Genomic DNA, 15,836 nt, shown 5'->3' with positions numbered 1-15,836 from the left:
CGTACTTATCGTTTGGAGATGTCATGAGTATTGAACGGGTCAGTAAATCGAGCGTCCTCATTGCCGGCGCCGGCATTGGAGGCTTGGCGATGGCGCTATCGTTGCTCCGTCGCGGCATCGATTGTGATGTATTCGAGCAAGCGTCCGAGTTGCGTGAGGTAGGAGCCGGCCTTTGGGTCTCCATGAACGGCGTGCGCGTTCTTCGGGATCTTGGCCTCACCGAACAGGTCGAGCAAAACTGCATAGCGGCCGAGCGACGCTCGATTCGGCTGTGGAACACCGGGGATAGGTGGCCGCTCTACAACCGCAGCTCCGATGCAGCGCGTAATCAGCCCTATCTGCTGCTCCGCGCTCACCTGCTGAAGCTTCTCGTTGACGGCGTGCGCCAGTTGAAGCCGGGTGCCATTCATCTGAACGCCCACGTTGTCGGGTTCAGTCAAAACGACGAAGGGGTTCGGGCCAAGCTCGCCGACGGCTCCGAGGTCGAAGGGCGCGCCCTGATCGGCGCTGACGGTGCTCATTCGAAGGTCCGTCTTGGCCTTATCGGCAAGATCGAGAGCCAGTACACGAAGACCATCGCCTGGCGTGGTCTCGTGCCGGTCGACCGCCTTGCACCGCATCAGCGCGAACCCGAGGTGGCAACCTGGATTGGGCCCACTGCGCATGTCACGGCCTATCCGGTCCGCTGGCAGAACACGGTCATGATGACCTTTTCGGGCCAGGTCGACCATAACGACTGGCTGCTCGAATCCTGGTCGGAGAAGGGCTCGGCCGAGGAGTGCCTGAAGGACTTCGAGGGTTGGCATCCGGACATCATCGAACTGGTCAAGAACGTGGATACGCTGAACAAGTGGGGCCTGTTCGTGCGGCCGTCGCTGGATACGTGGTCAATGGGACGTGTCACCCTGCTCGGCGACGCTTGCCATTCGATGCTCCCATACCTCGGGCAGGGTGTGAACATGGCCCTGGAGGATGCATCCGTCCTCGCACGTTGTTTCGAGGAGCAACCCGATGACCTCCCGGTAGCATTCAAGACCTATCAGAGCCTACGGCTCGATCGTACCACGGTGGTCACGAAGTCCGCGGCCAGCATGCTGCCGATCTTCCATAGCCAAGAGCTGAGCACGCCGGAGACGGCGAGTGATTACATCAAGACTCAGTGGGCGCCGGAGGCGTCGGCTGCGCGATACGATTGGATTTACCGGTACGACGCGACCACCGTGCCGCTTCACTGACATCCCCGCGAGTATGACCGCTGGAGCACAACAGTGACTGGCATCAAGCAACCTTGGGACGATGTGATACCCCTCGATGAGCGCGAGACCTATGCTCTCGCCGGGCTGGGTGGCGCAGCGGGATTCGGCAAACGACCGGCGTTGCTGGTCATCGACGTGCAGTATCGTTCGGTCGGCGACCGGCCGATGCCGATCCGCGAAGCGATCAAGCAATACCCCACCAGCTGCGGCGAGGCTGGTTGGCATGCCGTTGCACACATCGCCGAATTGGTGCGGTTGTTCCGCGAGAAGAGGTGGTCGGTGATTTTCCCGCATGTCGCGCGGAAGGTGGGCCAGGACCAGGGCGCGTTCTCCGCGAAGATCCCCGGTATCATGCGGATCCCGCCCGAGGGCTATGGGTTCGTCCGTGAGGTGGCTCCGGAGCCCGGCGAGTTGCTGCTGCCGAAGACGCAGGCAAGCGCATTCTTCGGTACTCCGCTTGCGACGTATCTGATCGGGGCCGCCGTCGACTCGCTTGTGGTGACGGGCTGCACGACCAGCGGCTGCGTGCGGGCCTCGGTCGTAGATGCGTGCGCGCTGAACTTCAAATCAATCGTGCCGAGCGATGCCGTCTATGACCGCTCGCCCACGTCGCACGCCGTCAACCTGTTCGATATCGCCAGCAAATACGCAGATGTGGTGCCGACGGAAGTCGCAATCGAGCGCCTTCGTCCGCTGTCGGACTTCCGCACAGAGGATTGGCCGACATGAGCCGCACCCCAGCCTCCGGACTTCTGTATGGGGCACATGTGCGTGCCAACGGCATCCGTCAGCACTATCTGCGTTTCGGCGGAACAGGACCTGCTATCGTGATTGTGCCGGGCATATCGACGACCGCGGCGCAATGGGCTTTCATCGCGGAGCGATTGTGCATCGGACACGACGTATACGTGCTCGATGTCCGCGGCCGCGGCCTGTCCGAAAGTGGCCCGCATCTCAATTACTCTCTCGACGCGTGCGCATCCGATCTCGTCTCGTTCGCTGAAGCGCTCGGACTTGGTCCGTACACACTGATGGGCCACTCAATGGGCGGCCGCATCGGAATACGTGCTGCACGCTGGCGGCCATCATCTGTTGAACAGCTGATATTGATCGATCCACCGGTCTCTGGTCCGGGACGCCGGGCCTACCCGATTCCGATCGAACCCCTCCTCAAACTGCTTCATAGCGCAAAGCTTGGCGAGATCGACGCAGTGCTGCGAAGCCCTTCCGCGCCCCAGTGGCCTGAGCAGCACATCCGCGCCAGGGCGGAGTGGATGCATACTTGCGACGAGCGCGCGCTCATCGAAGGTCACAAGGGCTTTCATCACGATGACATTCATCGCGACGTCGCCCACCTCAGCGTTCCGACCGCATTAATCGTTGCGGGGCGGGGAGGGGTCATTCGGCCCGAAGATGAAACAGAAATTCGCAGATTGCTGCCGTCGATCGCGATCAGGACGCTGGAGAGCGCGGGGCACCAAATGCAGATCGACGATACGGAGGGCTTTCTTTCGATCGTTGAAGAGCTTCTAGCGCGACCGGTTCGACCGACGCGCGTCCACGTCCAGCAAACAGGAGATCAGTGAAGATGTCCCGACAGATCGTTGATGTTGACATGCTAGAGCTTTTCAAGGCCGAGTTGACACTCTGCAAGGTGAAGAAGGGCGAAATTGTTGCGGTCCTGAGCGGCGGCGAGGATCAGCAGGAATACGCCCAGGCTTTCATGCTCGCTGCGCAAAGCCTGGGCGCAACGACCTTTCATCTCAACGTGCCGAAGTACGGCCAGGGCAAGGTCGCGGGCGTGCAGGGCCGGCATGCGCTCGCCGGCAACCAGCCGGCGATCGATACGCTCAAGCGCGTGGATATGGTGATTGATCTTCTGGGGCTGCTGTTCTCCCGTGAGCAACTCGAAATTCAGGAGGCAGGCACGCGCATCCTGCGTGTGATGGAGCCGTTCCACATCCTCAAGAAGATGTTCCCGACCGAAGATCTGCGCCGGCGAACGGAGCTCTCTCGAACCCTGCTGCAGTCGGCCAGCAAAATGCGGATCACGTCGCCGGGCGGAACGGACGTCATCTATGGCCTGAAGCAATACCCGGTCATTTCCGAATACGGATACACCGATGAACCCGGGCGCTGGGATCACTTCCCGTCAGGTTTTGCCTTTACTCAGGCGACCGACGGCGAGGTCAACGGCACCGTGGTGCTGATGCCCGGTGACATCCTCTGCGCGTTTAAGCGTTACATCCAGTCGCCGGTCACGCTGACCATCAAGGATGGCTACATCGTCGACCTCAAGGGCGAAGGCACCGATGCGTTGCTCATCAAGAATTATATCGACAGCTTCGGCGATACGCGCGGCTGGGCAATCTCGCATATCGGCTGGGGGGCGAACGAGCGCGCCACCTGGCACCACATCGCCGCTTCCCAGGAACTTTCGTCGGAGCACATCATGAATGCGCTCTCCTTCTACGGGAACGTCCTGTTCTCGACGGGTCCGAACACGGAGCTTGGCGGTACGAATGACACGCCGTGTCATTTGGACATTCCGCTTCGCGGCTGCAGCCTGTGGCTCGACGATATCCACATCCTCGACAAGGGCAATTTTGCTTATCCGGAGTTGAAGGCACCGGGCCGCTAGGCCCTGCGCATCACGCGCGCAAGTCCGGAGCCTCGAATGCGCTCCGAATGATATCGGGGTCGCGCTTGTGACCTCCAATAAATGCCGAAGTCGCCGTTCGACTCTCAAAGACGCAGCAAGCGTCTCGGCAAGTCTATCAATCTCAATCCTCCAACAGGAACGCGTCACATGTCGGCAGCCACCTCGAGTTCGGAAGACTACACCCCGGGGCAACGGTACTCGATCATGATATCGGCGATGCTGGGCTACATACTCGATTTCTATGACGTTCTGATATTCCCGTTCCTCTTGCCTGCGATCCAGCGATCGATGTCGCTATCGCTCACCGAGGTCGGCTCACTGCAAGGGCTTACATTGTTCGGATCGGCCATCGGTGGAGCGCTATTCGGCGTTATCGGTGATCGATTTGGCCGAAAGACTTCGCTTCAGCTCACAATCGCACTGTTTTCTGTCGCCGCGATTGTTTCGGCGTTCGCATGGAATTACTGGTCTCTTGCCGCGCTGCGCTTGATCACCGGCATCGGTCTCGGCGGCGAGTACGGCGTCGGCATGGTGCTCTTCAACGAGGCCTGGAAAAAAGGCAGCCGAGGTTTGGGGGCGGCCGCGCTCCAAGGTTGCGCCGTGATCGCGTCGTCCACAGCTTCAATAGTTGGCATCTGGCTGATTGCAACGTTCAGTGACGAGTGGAGCTGGCGCATCGGTTTGCTGAGTGGCGGCGTGCCCATTCTGCTGATCATCTTTATTCGCTTCTTCATGCCTGAATCCAAGATCTGGCTGGAGTATGAGAGGCAACGCAAGGCCAGCCGGGCCACGGCAGAAGCTCGCACACTTCCCCTCGCGGATCTCTTCCGGAACGGGCTGGCACGGCAAACCGTCACCGGCTTCGTATGGCTGATGAGCTACATGCTCTGCTACTACAGCGTCGTCTCCTTCATTCCGACGCTGCTGCTGCGGGATATGCATACGCCGGGTGATGTCGTCCGTACGACCGCTGTCCTGCTCTCGGTAGTCAGCGGCATTTGCTACCTCGCGAACGGCTTTTTCAACGACAGAGCCGGCCGCCGCTTCGGGGCTCTCGTGCCCGCGCTGTTTTGGGTCGGGTCTCTGGTCGGTATGGCCGTATGGGGCAGTCAGCTCTACGCCGGATCGAAGACCGAATGGCCGATGTTCTGGCTCTACATCGGTTTCGGCATTGGCAACGTGGCGCTGGGTGTGACCGGCGTCTGGATTTCCGAACTCTATCCGGTCAACCTACGTGCGACGGCGGTGTCAACATTTTATATGGGAGGTCGAGGGCTCGGCAGCATCGCCCCCGTGATTGTACCGCTTGCGGCCGGGCATTTAGGCGGAAGCCTGCTGAACGGCATGGTGGCCGTGGCCCTTCCCGCTGCGACTATCTTCATTCTCTCCTCACTTCTGCTTCCCGAGACCCTGGGTCGTGATTTATCCGCAAGGGGTTTTAAGGTCGACACGGAAACGGAAGGCAACATGAAGGCAGCTTCGGTCTCGGGTGTTTGACAGACGAACGAGCAGATGACGGCGCGCGCATTACTCGACACGATTCGAACGTGTGACCCTTTGCCTGCAGGCGACCCTCGGTCGATAGCAACCGGTGGTTTTCGTGGCATCGACAATCCTATGCGAGGATCGCTTGACCTCCGCATGGATCGGAGACGGTCTGACTGTTTGACCGTGGAATTCGTGTTCCTCGCTGCTTCTTGTCGCGCAGGGTAACGTACATCATCGCGGTCATTAAGGCGTCGTTGAACGCGTCATGTTGAGGAAGCGAAGGAATGTCGAGGTCCGCGAGAATTGCGGAAAACGAAAGATCGATCGAGATGTTAGGGGGGCATCGCCGTACTTCCGCTCGTAGTAGAGGCTGGAGATCTCGATGCGCGGATTTGGCGGTTTGATTCCAATGAACGGAAGAATATATTTGTCCAGCATCGCGATGTCGAAATCGACGTAGTACCCGATGAGCGGCCGCCCGCCGACGAAATGCAGGAAGTCAGGCAACAGCTTCCGGATCGGGACTTGATGCTCAACGTCGACCTGACGCAGGCGGTGTATCTTGATCGCATCCGTTCGTATGCTTGCATCGGGGCGTACGAACCCCTCGAAGCGCTCACTTGTCAGAATGCGGTTGCCTCTGATTTTGATGGCGCCGATGCTGATGACGTCGTCCGTACGTACGTTTAGCCCCGTGGTCTCGCAATCGATGGCGACAACTTCGTCCACGGGGCCGCCCTTGAACATGAATCGATATGACTGGTCGCCTATCGAAGCTTGATGAAACAGGCGTTTGATCGCGCGCGGAATCTGGCGGAGCGGGGGGCGTCGTCGAAGAGAACGAGCTCGCGATGTCAATAAACGTGCTGGAATGGGCCACCCAGGCGGGGCCGTACGAGAAAGCGAAAGCGTCGATTGACCAACACTGAAGTTTGGGAGCGAACGGGTACGTCGTCTCCACGGTTCAACCTTCTCGCTGAGAAAAGCATCGGCATCGTCGGATGCGGGTCCAAGGTCGCCGCGATGCGCGCTTTGTCGCGGCCCTGACGGACCGGGTGAGCACCAAGCGGGGAGCGCAAGATGCGGGGCGCCAACCCGTGGGGCGTCCGTTTCCTCAAGAGATCGCGATCCAGAAACTGCTTGCCAAGCTATGTACCATTCGGTAAACAATGTACCGATTGGTACAAGGAGAAATGCAGATGACCATTATCGCCCCGCCTTTCACGCTCGAAAGCGCAACTCAGAAAGTCCGCCTCGCCGAGGACGGTTGGAATAGCCGGGATCCAGAAAAGGTGTCGCTCGCCTACACGCCGGACAGCCGCTGGCGCAATCGTGCTGAATTCGCCACTGGTCGCGCCGAGATCGTTGCGTTCCTGACCCGTAAGTGGGCCAAGGAACTGGACTACCGGCTAATCAAGGAGCTCTGGGCCTTCAGGGACAATCGGATCGGTGTCCGCTACGCCTATGAGTGGCGCGACGACAGCCGTAACTGGTTCCGTTCCTATGGCAACGAGAACTGGGAATATGATGCTGCCGGCTTGATGCAGCGGCGGTTCGCCTGCATCAACGATCTTCCGATCAAGGAAGCCGACCGCAAATTCCATTGGCCTCTCGGTCGTCGACCGGACGACCATCCGGGGCTCACGGAGTTGGGACTCTAAACAGCGAGGCGTATCGCATGCGGACGCTCAACGAGCGCCCTGACGTCGTTCCCCTCATAGCCGAAGTCTTTCGGGACTTAGGCTATGAGGGAGCGTCGCTCAGCCGGATCACCGAAAAGACCGGCTTAGGGAAGGGTAGCCTCTACCATTTCTTCCCCGGTGGAAAAGAAGACATGGCGAAAGCCGTGTTGGAGGACGTTGGCACCTGGTTCGAGCGCCAGATCTTTCAACCTCTGCGAACCGACAGGCCAGACATCGCGATCCCCCGAATGTGGGAGGCCGTTGATTCCTATTTCCGGTCGGGTGCGCGCATCTGTCTCGTCGGCGCCTTTGCCCTCGACGAAACGCGGGATCGATTTGCCGACGCCATCTCGGGCTATTTCGGCCAGTGGATCGCGTCGCTGCGCGATGCTCTCGTCCGGGAAGGCTGGAGCCCCGCGAGCGCCGAAGAGCGCGCCGAGGATATCGTGCTCGGAATCCAGGGTGCGTTAGTACTGGCGCGCGCAAGCAGGGACAAAACGGTATTCGCCCGCGCAATGGCACGTCTCAAGGCACGGCTGGAACGCAGTGCCGCGCAGTGAGATCCGTCACAACGACGCGGCGGTCAGGCCAAACTATCCTTGCGCTTCGGATTGTCCAAATCGAGCGGGTCGAGACACCTCTCAGGCGACGCTCTGATCTGCTGAATGAAATTCTTCGCGGTTGGGGAACTCCGGTCCGTGCGGAACAAAGCCGCCAGCCGACATAGTTGGCTCTCCGGGGATCAGACGGAAAGTGACGTCCGGCCGGTGGACGACGTCGCGCACCACGCTGGGATGACGGAAATTCCAGCGCCGAGCGAAACCTATGTTAGCACCGCGAGCAGGTTCCCGGGCGCCGAGACGATGTGCGGTGTCGTTCGCGGTCGTTTGGCTGCCATGGCATGCGAACAGTCTTGTCGTCGAACCTTCGGGTTCGCTGATGCTGTCGTCGGCGGCGCTTCACCGAATGCCCTTAGAGGATTGGGCCCTCTTGTCTTGCCTAGGTTTGACGCGCGCCGACGACGCGACGACTATTAGTGGCAATGATCCGCATCGCGCAGCAAGACGCGCTTAAGGCGGCAAACGCAAGGGGGTCTGGCGAGCATAATTCGAGGGAGAAGAGTGAGTCGGCGGTCGCGTCACGCTGACGTTATGCTCCTTCACGCCGAGATATGAGGACGGAAGCGGTGGATGTTCCAGCTCCATCCGCTTTCGCCGGCCCTGCCGCACATCGGGAACCTGATCGAGCGACATTTCGCCGTCGGCGGGAAGGAAGACATCGAGCAGATGAGATGTGAGACATCGCCCGCCATCTCTTGTGCCGCGAGTATCGCGGGGAAACCTCCTTAACTCTGGGCGACCAACGCTAAGTCGGTTCCGGCTGTCTCGCGCACACGATCGACGAGGTCACGGACATGACGGGTGAGATCGATGGAGCGCAACAGCAGATCGGCGCGCTTGGCAAGGCCGCTCAGCGCCGCCGACTGTATCGTCTGCCCGCACAGAATTGGTCCAACCGATCCCAGCACCCGCGACTGTGCCGTGCACAGCCGACACCATGCCCCCCAAGATTCCACCGCATGAAATCGATGAAAACGCGCAGGCGGCGCCGCGCCGTCAAAGCTGAAAAAGGCCGGAAGCGATGCCGTTCCCGGCCTTGGGTCTAGGTTCGGAGTGAACGCGTCAGTAGGGCTTCACCGGCAGGAACTTGCCGTTGAGCATGATCACGACGCGCTCGCCGCCCTCGGGATCGGCTTCCTTGTCGATGCTCATGCGGAAGTTGATGGCGCTGACGATGCCATCGCCGAAGCGCTCATGCACCAGGGCCTTCAGGGCTGGGCCGTAGACCTGCATCATCTCGTGGAAGCGGTACAGGGTCGGGTCGGACGGGATCTCCAGGCGGCCGCGCATCGGCACGCTTTGCAGTAGCGAGATGTCGTCGGCGCTGAGCTCCAGGCGTTTGCCGACCAGTTCGGCCGCCGCGGCGGGCAGGGGGTGATTGCCAAGAATTGCCGTGGTGACGAAGGCAACATTTAGGCCGGTGCCTTCAGCGATCTGGTCCCAGGTTAGGTCCTTGCGCCGCTTGGCAATGACGGCGGCCTCGGCCAGCCCGGCGCGGGCGGTGCAGCTGTACTCGGATTGCATGTGAAGATCCTTTCTTCGGGGGTTTTGGGGAGGAGGACTTGTCGGCGTCTCAGTCTGCTTGGGCGTAGACGTCGGGATGCTGCATCAGATCGACGAAGCCACCGCTCTGGTGGTCCAGGGCAGCGATCTCGCCGCTTTCGATGTCGAACACCCAGCCGTGCAGGCGCAGCTTCTTCTGGCTCAGCGCCACGGCCACCGAGGGGTGGGTGCGCAGGTTGCTGAGCTGGGCGATGACGTTCTGACGGACCAGGTCGTCGAGCTTCGCCTGCTCGGAGTCGTGGTGGTGCGCGGCGTTGACCGCCTTCGCCGCGTCGGCGTGGCGCAGCCAGCTGGAGACCGCCGGCATCTCGCTCAGGTCGTGACCCTTGGCGATGGCCGTCATGGCACCGCAGTTGGAGTGGCCGCAGATGACCACGTCCTTCACCTTGAGGGCGGCCACCGCGTACTCGACCGTGCCGGAGATGCCGCCCGGTTCGGGTCCATAGGACGGCACGATGTTGCCGCCGTTGCGGATCACGAACATGCCGCCAGGCTCCGTCTGGGTGACCAGCTCCGGCACGACCCGGCTGTCCGAGCAGGCGATGAACAGGATTTCCGGGGATTGGGTGTGGGCGAGCTTGTGAAATAGCGCGGCCCGCTGGGGATAGGCGCTTTCGCGGAACTTCCGAAAACCGGCGATGAGGTCGTTCATATGGGCTCTCCGTTCCAACTTGTGTCGCCAATCTGGAGATTGCCGGGTATAATGTCTAAGACCGATTGCCTACGCTTTGGATAAGTAACGCTTATGCTGCTGCGCCATGCCCGCTACCTGCTCGCGGTCGCCGACAAAGGCAGTTTCACCCGCGCGGCGGCCGAGTTGCACGTGTCTCAGCCGGCGCTGTCGCAGCAGATTCGCCAACTGGAGGAGACGCTTGGGGCGAAGCTGTTGGACCGGTCGGGGCGGGTGATCCGGCCGACTGACGCCGGGCGGGTCTATATCGACCATGCGCGCCGGGCGGTGCGTGAGTTTGAGGCCGCCCGCCGGGCCATCCACGACGTGGAGGGGCTGGAGCGCGGCGCGCTCAGGGTGGCATTCACCCCCACCTTTACCACCTATCTGGTCGGTCCTCTGACGCAGCAGTTCTACGCCCGCCATCCGGGCGTGCTGATCACCATCAACGTCCTGGCCCAGGTCGAGATGGAGGCGGCGCTGGCGGCGGATGCGCTCGATCTCGGAATTGCCTTCGGCGACGTGCGCAGCGAGGACGTGACCGCCGAGCCGCTGTATCAGGAACGGCTGTGTCTGATCGTGGGCGAGGAGCACCCGGCCCATGGCCTTGACGTCCTGCCTGCTGCGGACCTGCGGGGCATGGACCTGGCACTCCTGAACAAGAGCTTCGTGACGCGGCGCGCCATCGACCGGTACTTCCACGACCAGGAGATGGCGCCCCGGGTGGCGGTGGAGTCCGATGCGGTGGATTCGCTGCTAGCTGTCGTACGCGGCGGCAGCTTGGCCACCGTGGCGCCCGAGGCGGCGGCCCGCCATGGCGAGCTCAAAGCGGTGCAGCTGTCGCCACCCATCGCCGAGCGCACCGTCTCGGTGCTGCTGCGACGCGACGCCTATCGCAGCGCCGCGACGCGGGCGTTTATGCGCCTGCTGGCCGAGTGGGACTGGGACGCCATGTCAGCGCCATAGAGGCTGTTATGGATTGGTTGAACTTCCGTGCGCTGGCCCAGCGCGTTGAGGTCGCCGAGTCCGTATCATCGGATCGAAATCGGAACCGCTACGAACGCTCGTTTGCGCTTCTTACGTCGAAACGGCGGCTAGAGACCATGGCCGGGCGAGACGATACCGACAGGACGATCGGGTTAGAAAAAGTAGTGCGAGACGGAGCTCATCCCCGCCATTTGGTCGCGACGACTATATGCTCGCACCGAACGCCAGCTTGGGGCTTCGTCTTGCAGGAGTGCTCCGCGCGACAATCCTCATGGCGCCGCCGCTGATGTCGGCGCTTGCCACGCGCTGGATTTCGGATGGCACGCTCGATGAGCTCGCAAGAGCCATCAGCGACGAGAATGCGGCTCGCCAGAAGCTCGCTGCATCGATCCTGCGTGACGTCAGCTTCGCGGCCGACCCATATGGTCATCACCTCTGGTTGAAGCTTCCCGGCCGTTGGCGGGCGGCGGACTTTGTGGAGCAGGCCGATCGCGTAGGTGTGTCGATCGTGCCGAGCTCAGCCTTTGCCGTGGCGATGTATCCGATTGAGGCTGTCCGGATTTCGTTGGGCGTCGCTCCCGACCGGGGCGCGCTGGAAGACGGTCTCACCCAACTTGCCGGTCTCGTGGCGCAACCATCGTTCGCTACCCGAGCCGTTGTGTAGTTTTCTTGAGGATTGAAGACCGTCAAGGCCGCGGTCGTTCAGGCCGCTCCTGTCTTGTTCGACACGTCGAAGACCATGGTGAAGCTCGCCGGCTTGGCGCGCGAGGCGGCCGACGGGGGCGCGGATCTCGTGGTGGATTCCGGAGGCGTTCGTTGGAGGCTATCCGAAGGGCATCGACTTGGGCGCTCGGCTGGGGATGCACCGTCCCGCGGCCGGAGAGCTATCGGTGATCATTCTCTTGAGGCGATCGCCTTTCCGAGCGAAGCTGCGATCGCGTCGAGCTGCCGTCGAAACACAACTTCGCGCTCTCGGTTGTATCGCGCCGCGGGAACCGCCAGATTGAGCGCGCCATAGAAGCGCCCGCGATGTTCGACCGCTCTCGCGATACCAATGATGCCCGGAGTGAATTCCTCGTGAGAATAGGCGAAGCCGCTGCGTCTCACCGAGATCAGCTCCTCCCGAAGCTGTTTCCTGGACCTGATCGTCTTTTCGGTGATCGGCTCGAGCTTCACTTGCCGTAGATATTCATCCAGTTGCTCGGCGGACATCTTCGCCAGTGCGACCTTGCCTCCCGACACCGCGTACAACGGCGCGCGTTCTCCGACCTTCATCGTGTAGGCGAGAGCCTGAGTGCTCGTGGCCGACGCCGCCGCTTCGACCGCATCTCCCGTCCTGACATAGAAGCCGGAGGTCTCGTTCAGTTCGCCGGTCAACTGCTTCAGGAAAGGGGTAACGATTGTCGGCAGAGCCGGCGCCGAGATTTTTCTTGCGAGCGTCAGCACGTGTTCGCCGAGGCGGTAACGGTCGGTCGCTGGATCCTGCGCTAGGTAGCGGCGCGCAAGCAAATTATTGAGCAAATGAAACAAACTGCTTCGCGGTATCTCCAGGTCGGCGAGCATCTGCGAAAACGACGGCGGTTCCGCAGCGTCCGCCACGTATTCGAGAATATCGAAGGCACGATCCGCCGACTTGACAGATGAGTCCGATTTTAGTTTCATATATCGAACCAGTTTCAGTATATGAACTTACACCATGCGGCCGATTTGTCTAAGGCGGCCTTCATCGAGGATTACATCATGGACGACACAGACCTGTCAGATCGGGTCGCGATCCGCCACCTTATCGAGAATTGGGCCGTCTGGCGCGATGCCGGCGACTGGGAACGATTCGCCACAGTATGGCACGACGACGGATGGATGTCGGCGACCTGGTTCCAAGGGCCGGCAGCCGAATTCATCCGGGTCAGCAAGGAGGGGTGGGCCAAGGGCGTCAGCATTCTCCACTTTCTCGGTGGCATGAGCATCGACCTCTCTGGCGACCGTGCCATCGCCCAGACCAAGATGACGATCTCCCAGCGGGGTCCCGTGCACGGCGTGGAGTGCGACGTCGTCTGCACCGGCCGCTTCTACGACTTCCTCGAGAAACGAGCTGGCAAGTGGGGCGTGGTGCGCCGGCAGCCGATCTACGAGAAGGACCGGATCGATCCGGTCGATCCCGCTGCCGTGCCGAACATCGATCCCGCGAACCTGCTGCAATATCCGGTCGGATATCGGCATCTTGCCTACATCCAGGAGCAGATCGGATACCGCGTGAAGCGTGACATGCCCGGCCTCAAGGGGCCGGAAGTCGAAGCTCTCTATCGCCAAGGCCAGGAATGGCTCGGCCAGACCGCCTCCCAAGCCAAACTCGCCGCCGTCTGAGGCGGCTTCACCGAATTGTCCCGATCCCGGGAGCCAACCCGGGGCGCCCTTAATTGCGCGCGATCACGCGCCGGAACGGAAGGATGCGCGATGACTGCTTCGACGTTCAACATCCAGAAATTCATCGACGAGAGACCGGTTTCTGCCTTTCAGTGGCTGACGCTCGCGCTCTGCTTTCTCGTGACCTTCCTCGACGGATTCGACACCGCGGCCGTAGGATTCGTGGCGCCCGCGCTGAGCAAGGCCCTGCACGTGCCTCCGCCCGAGTTGAAGCAGCTCCTCACTGTCGGCTTCTTCGGCCTGGCGGTGGGTGCACTGCTATCGGGCCCGCTCGCCGACCGCGTCGGCCGGAAATTGGTGCTGACCGGATCGCTCGCCCTGTTCGGACTGTTCAGTCTATTCTCGGCTCAAGCTACGGGGCTCACCGAACTCACCGCGCTGCGTTTCTTGACGGGCGTCGGACTCGGAGCAGCGATGCCCAACGCAACGACCCTGACGGCTGAGTATTGTCCCGCCGCTCGCCGCTCGCTGCTCATCACGTTGATGTTCTCGGGCTTCACACTCGGCTCCGCAGGAGGCGGCTTCGTGGCGGCGGCGATGATCCCGCAGTTCGGTTGGCAGAGCGTCTTTATCATCGGAGGTGTCGCGCCGCTCGCGCTCGCGTTCGTTCTCGCCGTCGCCCTGCCGGAATCCATTCAGTATCTGGTAGCCAAAGGAAGCGTGAAACAACGTGCGATCGCATCCATCGTTCATCGCATCGACCAATTCGCGGCCATTGATTTCAACACTCGCTTCGTCGGCAACGAGACGAAGAAGAGCGAAGCGTCGTCGCTGCGCGTGATATTCGAGAACGGATTGACCTTCGGCACGATTGCGCTGTGGATTACGTTCTTCATGGGCCTCCTGGTTATCTATCTGCTGACGAGTTGGCTTCCGACCCTAATCTCGACGTCGGGGTTTTCAATCGAACAGGCCGCGCTCATCAGCGCCATGTTCCAGCTTGGCGGCACCCTCGGTGCGATCCTCGTCAGCTGGTGCATGGACCGCTACAATCCTCATATCTCGATCGCGATTTCGTATCTGCTCGGCGCCGTTATGCTCGTTGTCATCGCGCACATCTCGTCGAGCCTCATGGTGCTTGGTGTGGCCGTTTTCATGGCGGGTTTCTTCATGAGCGGTGCGCAGACTTCAATGTCGTCCCTTGCTGCGTCCTTTTATCCGACGCTCGGGCGCGCCACCGGCGTAAGCTGGATGTTGGGCATGGGACGCTTCGGAGCAATCCTCGGGGCCTTTTCCGGCGGCGTCCTGCTCAGCATGGGCTGGGGCTTTCAGTTTATCATCGGGGTACTGGCGGTTCCGGCGGTAATTGCTGCGCTTGCAGTCTTGTCCAAGATGAAGCGGTATGACGTGGAGCCGAGTGCCGCGCCAGTGCTCGGAGTCGTCGAGTGAGCCCTTATGCGAGTCGTCGGGAGAATGTGGGCCGACTTCCGGTCGGCCCACCGCCGATTGACAAGTCGCGATGATCCGTGTCGGCCAGAGCAAACCGAAGGCCGAGTGAGGTTGACCATGCGGAGCTTCGCATATGATGCGTTGTCTCCAGAGTCGTATTCGATGTCCTGACGTCGGCCTCTTTTGTGCGAGGAAGCCGGCAAGTTAAGCATCGAGCGGGCTGTCTTTCTTTCGATAGGAGCAGCATGCCTGAACCCGCAGTCGAGCTGATTTGTGTAGGTTTTGCAGCGGTTTCGTCCTTGATCGTGCCGGGCTCGCCCTCGTCGCCGTTGATCGCCATCAGCCGCGGCCCGGGCTCCCCTAACACCGCGCGCCATTTACGACCCGTCGGAAAGCCGGCGCCGCCGAGCCCGCGCAACGAGGCGTCGTCGAGCGACTTCAGGAGGTCGTCCGTCGACAATTCGCCCGAGCGCACGCGGCTGAGCAGATTGTAGCCGCCGCCGACATGAGCCTCGTAGTCGATGTACTTCGGTAGATGCGCGTGGGTTTCGCCGGCCTTCGCGGCCGCCAGCACGCTGCTGACCGTGGCGTGGTCGACGAAGTTGTGCCCGACTTCCGCGGCCGGCGCCGTATCGCAGCGGCCGACGCAGGGCGCGCGCACAACGCGGATGCCGGGGCCGCCGGTGCGCTGAAGGTCCTCGAGCAGCTTCTCAGCCCCGAGCATGGCGCAGGTGAGCGAATCGCAGACGCGGATGGTGAGCGGGGCGATATCCGGCTCGCCTTCCTTCGCCACTTCGAAATGCGCGTAGAAGGTCGCGCTCTCGAACACTTCTGCGAAAGCAAGCTTCATCTCGTCGGCCAGCGCTGCGAGATACGCGGCCGTGATCTGGTGATATTTGTCCTGGATCAGGTGCAGATATTCGATCAGCAGGTCGCGCCGCCGCGGCCTGTTGTCGAGCAGTTACTCGATCTCGTGCGCGGCGGTGGGATCGATCTGCCGCCCCTTGGGCGTCGCCTTTGCGGCGGGATGCTCGAAATTGAGGACCTGATGCGGGTCATGCGTCGTCATAAGAGGCGTCTCGCTTTCACTTCCAC

Annotated in this window: 15 protein-coding genes and 1 pseudogene; 11 read left to right on the top strand and 5 right to left on the bottom strand. The window is 61.4% G+C overall.

Features of this window, described 5'->3' with window-relative positions; all coding sequences use genetic code 11:
* Positions 1-23: 23 nt before the first annotated feature.
* From AAFG13_RS20245 to AAFG13_RS20225, 5 genes are all read left to right on the top strand, one after another.
* Positions 24-1,235, top strand: a complete 1,212-nt coding sequence (locus tag AAFG13_RS20245; protein ID WP_212316055.1) for an FAD-dependent monooxygenase — start codon at positions 24-26, stop codon at positions 1,233-1,235.
* A 33-nt stretch (positions 1,236-1,268) separates the two neighbouring features.
* Positions 1,269-1,985 carry an isochorismatase family protein gene (locus AAFG13_RS20240; protein ID WP_212316053.1) on the top strand — a complete coding sequence of 239 codons (717 nt, stop codon included), beginning with the start codon at positions 1,269-1,271 and terminating at the stop codon, positions 1,983-1,985.
* On the top strand, positions 1,982-2,842 hold the full coding sequence (locus AAFG13_RS20235) for an alpha/beta hydrolase (RefSeq protein WP_342713136.1): 861 nt from the start codon (positions 1,982-1,984) through the stop codon (positions 2,840-2,842). The genes AAFG13_RS20240 and AAFG13_RS20235 overlap by 4 nt, the downstream gene beginning before the upstream one ends.
* A gap of 2 nt (positions 2,843-2,844) precedes the next feature.
* On the top strand, positions 2,845-3,897 hold the full coding sequence (locus AAFG13_RS20230) for a leucyl aminopeptidase (protein ID WP_342713135.1): 1,053 nt from the start codon (positions 2,845-2,847) through the stop codon (positions 3,895-3,897).
* Positions 3,898-4,065: 168 nt separating this feature from the next.
* Entirely contained in the window at positions 4,066-5,415 is a 1,350-nt protein-coding gene (locus AAFG13_RS20225) for an MFS transporter (RefSeq protein WP_342713134.1), read from the top strand.
* 234 nt (positions 5,416-5,649) lie between these two features.
* On the opposite strand, the gene AAFG13_RS20220 is transcribed toward AAFG13_RS20225, so the two are convergent.
* Positions 5,650-6,153: a 3'-5' exonuclease gene (locus AAFG13_RS20220; protein ID WP_249132305.1), complete on the bottom strand. Its 504-nt coding sequence runs from the start codon at positions 6,151-6,153 to the stop codon at positions 5,650-5,652.
* A 452-nt stretch (positions 6,154-6,605) separates the two neighbouring features.
* On the opposite strand from AAFG13_RS20220, the gene AAFG13_RS20215 reads away from it, so the two are divergent.
* A complete protein-coding gene (locus AAFG13_RS20215) occupies positions 6,606-7,067 on the top strand; it encodes a nuclear transport factor 2 family protein (protein WP_212316048.1) in 462 nt (153 codons plus the stop codon).
* Between the two features lie 17 nt (positions 7,068-7,084).
* On the top strand, positions 7,085-7,648 hold the full coding sequence (locus tag AAFG13_RS20210) for a TetR/AcrR family transcriptional regulator (RefSeq protein ID WP_249132215.1): 564 nt from the start codon (positions 7,085-7,087) through the stop codon (positions 7,646-7,648).
* Positions 7,649-8,770: 1,122 nt separating this feature from the next.
* Here the strand turns inward: AAFG13_RS20210 and cynS are convergent.
* Positions 8,771-9,232, bottom strand: coding sequence for a cyanase (gene cynS / locus AAFG13_RS20205; RefSeq protein WP_342713133.1), 462 nt, complete (start codon positions 9,230-9,232; stop codon positions 8,771-8,773).
* 49 nt (positions 9,233-9,281) lie between these two features.
* Positions 9,282-9,923 carry a carbonic anhydrase gene (locus AAFG13_RS20200; RefSeq protein ID WP_342713132.1) on the bottom strand — a complete coding sequence of 214 codons (642 nt, stop codon included), beginning with the start codon at positions 9,921-9,923 and terminating at the stop codon, positions 9,282-9,284.
* Between the two features lie 93 nt (positions 9,924-10,016).
* Between AAFG13_RS20200 and cynR the strand changes: the two genes are divergently transcribed.
* Both cynR and AAFG13_RS20190 read left to right on the top strand, forming a co-directional pair.
* A complete protein-coding gene (cynR, locus tag AAFG13_RS20195) occupies positions 10,017-10,907 on the top strand; it encodes a transcriptional regulator CynR (protein ID WP_342713131.1) in 891 nt (296 codons plus the stop codon).
* 292 nt (positions 10,908-11,199) lie between these two features.
* Positions 11,200-11,592 (top strand): hypothetical protein, encoded by a 393-nt coding sequence (locus AAFG13_RS20190; RefSeq protein ID WP_342713130.1) that lies wholly within the window; start codon positions 11,200-11,202, stop codon positions 11,590-11,592.
* Between the two features lie 230 nt (positions 11,593-11,822).
* On the opposite strand, the gene AAFG13_RS20185 is transcribed toward AAFG13_RS20190, so the two are convergent.
* Entirely contained in the window at positions 11,823-12,590 is a 768-nt protein-coding gene (locus AAFG13_RS20185) for an IclR family transcriptional regulator (protein ID WP_342713129.1), read from the bottom strand.
* Between the two features lie 78 nt (positions 12,591-12,668).
* Between AAFG13_RS20185 and AAFG13_RS20180 the strand changes: the two genes are divergently transcribed.
* Positions 12,669-13,292: a nuclear transport factor 2 family protein gene (locus AAFG13_RS20180; protein ID WP_342713128.1), complete on the top strand. Its 624-nt coding sequence runs from the start codon at positions 12,669-12,671 to the stop codon at positions 13,290-13,292.
* Between the two features lie 90 nt (positions 13,293-13,382).
* Positions 13,383-14,741, top strand: a complete 1,359-nt coding sequence (locus AAFG13_RS20175; RefSeq protein WP_342713127.1) for an MFS transporter — start codon at positions 13,383-13,385, stop codon at positions 14,739-14,741.
* A gap of 295 nt (positions 14,742-15,036) precedes the next feature.
* On the opposite strand, the pseudogene AAFG13_RS20170 reads toward AAFG13_RS20175, so the two are convergent.
* A pseudogene (locus AAFG13_RS20170) lies at positions 15,037-15,810 on the bottom strand (NAD(P)H-dependent oxidoreductase subunit E); the annotation flags it as partial.
* Between the last annotated feature and the right edge of the window lie 26 nt (positions 15,811-15,836).

Origin of the sequence: Bradyrhizobium sp. B124 (assembly GCF_038967635.1) — a bacterium.
Classification (GTDB): domain Bacteria; phylum Pseudomonadota; class Alphaproteobacteria; order Rhizobiales; family Xanthobacteraceae; genus Bradyrhizobium.
This window is presented reverse-complemented; position numbering and strand designations above follow the sequence as displayed.

Bases quoted from the DNA above. Each gene is read 5' to 3' on its own strand.
- AAFG13_RS20245 (WP_212316055.1), top strand. From the start codon at position 24: ATGAGTATTGAACGGGTCAGTAAATCGAGCGTCCTCATTGCCGGCGCC.
- AAFG13_RS20235 (WP_342713136.1), top strand. From the start codon at position 1,982: ATGAGCCGCACCCCAGCCTCCGGACTTCTGTATGGGGCACATGTGCGT.
- AAFG13_RS20230 (WP_342713135.1), top strand. From the start codon at position 2,845: ATGTCCCGACAGATCGTTGATGTTGACATGCTAGAGCTTTTCAAGGCC.
- AAFG13_RS20225 (WP_342713134.1), top strand. From the start codon at position 4,066: ATGTCGGCAGCCACCTCGAGTTCGGAAGACTACACCCCGGGGCAACGG.
- AAFG13_RS20220 (WP_249132305.1), bottom strand. From the start codon at position 6,153: ATGTTCAAGGGCGGCCCCGTGGACGAAGTTGTCGCCATCGATTGCGAG.
- AAFG13_RS20215 (WP_212316048.1), top strand. From the start codon at position 6,606: ATGACCATTATCGCCCCGCCTTTCACGCTCGAAAGCGCAACTCAGAAA.
- AAFG13_RS20210 (WP_249132215.1), top strand. From the start codon at position 7,085: ATGCGGACGCTCAACGAGCGCCCTGACGTCGTTCCCCTCATAGCCGAA.
- cynS (WP_342713133.1), bottom strand. From the start codon at position 9,232: ATGCAATCCGAGTACAGCTGCACCGCCCGCGCCGGGCTGGCCGAGGCC.
- AAFG13_RS20200 (WP_342713132.1), bottom strand. From the start codon at position 9,923: ATGAACGACCTCATCGCCGGTTTTCGGAAGTTCCGCGAAAGCGCCTAT.
- cynR (WP_342713131.1), top strand. From the start codon at position 10,017: ATGCTGCTGCGCCATGCCCGCTACCTGCTCGCGGTCGCCGACAAAGGC.
- AAFG13_RS20190 (WP_342713130.1), top strand. From the start codon at position 11,200: ATGGCGCCGCCGCTGATGTCGGCGCTTGCCACGCGCTGGATTTCGGAT.
- AAFG13_RS20185 (WP_342713129.1), bottom strand. From the start codon at position 12,590: ATGAAACTAAAATCGGACTCATCTGTCAAGTCGGCGGATCGTGCCTTC.
- AAFG13_RS20180 (WP_342713128.1), top strand. From the start codon at position 12,669: ATGGACGACACAGACCTGTCAGATCGGGTCGCGATCCGCCACCTTATC.
- AAFG13_RS20175 (WP_342713127.1), top strand. From the start codon at position 13,383: ATGACTGCTTCGACGTTCAACATCCAGAAATTCATCGACGAGAGACCG.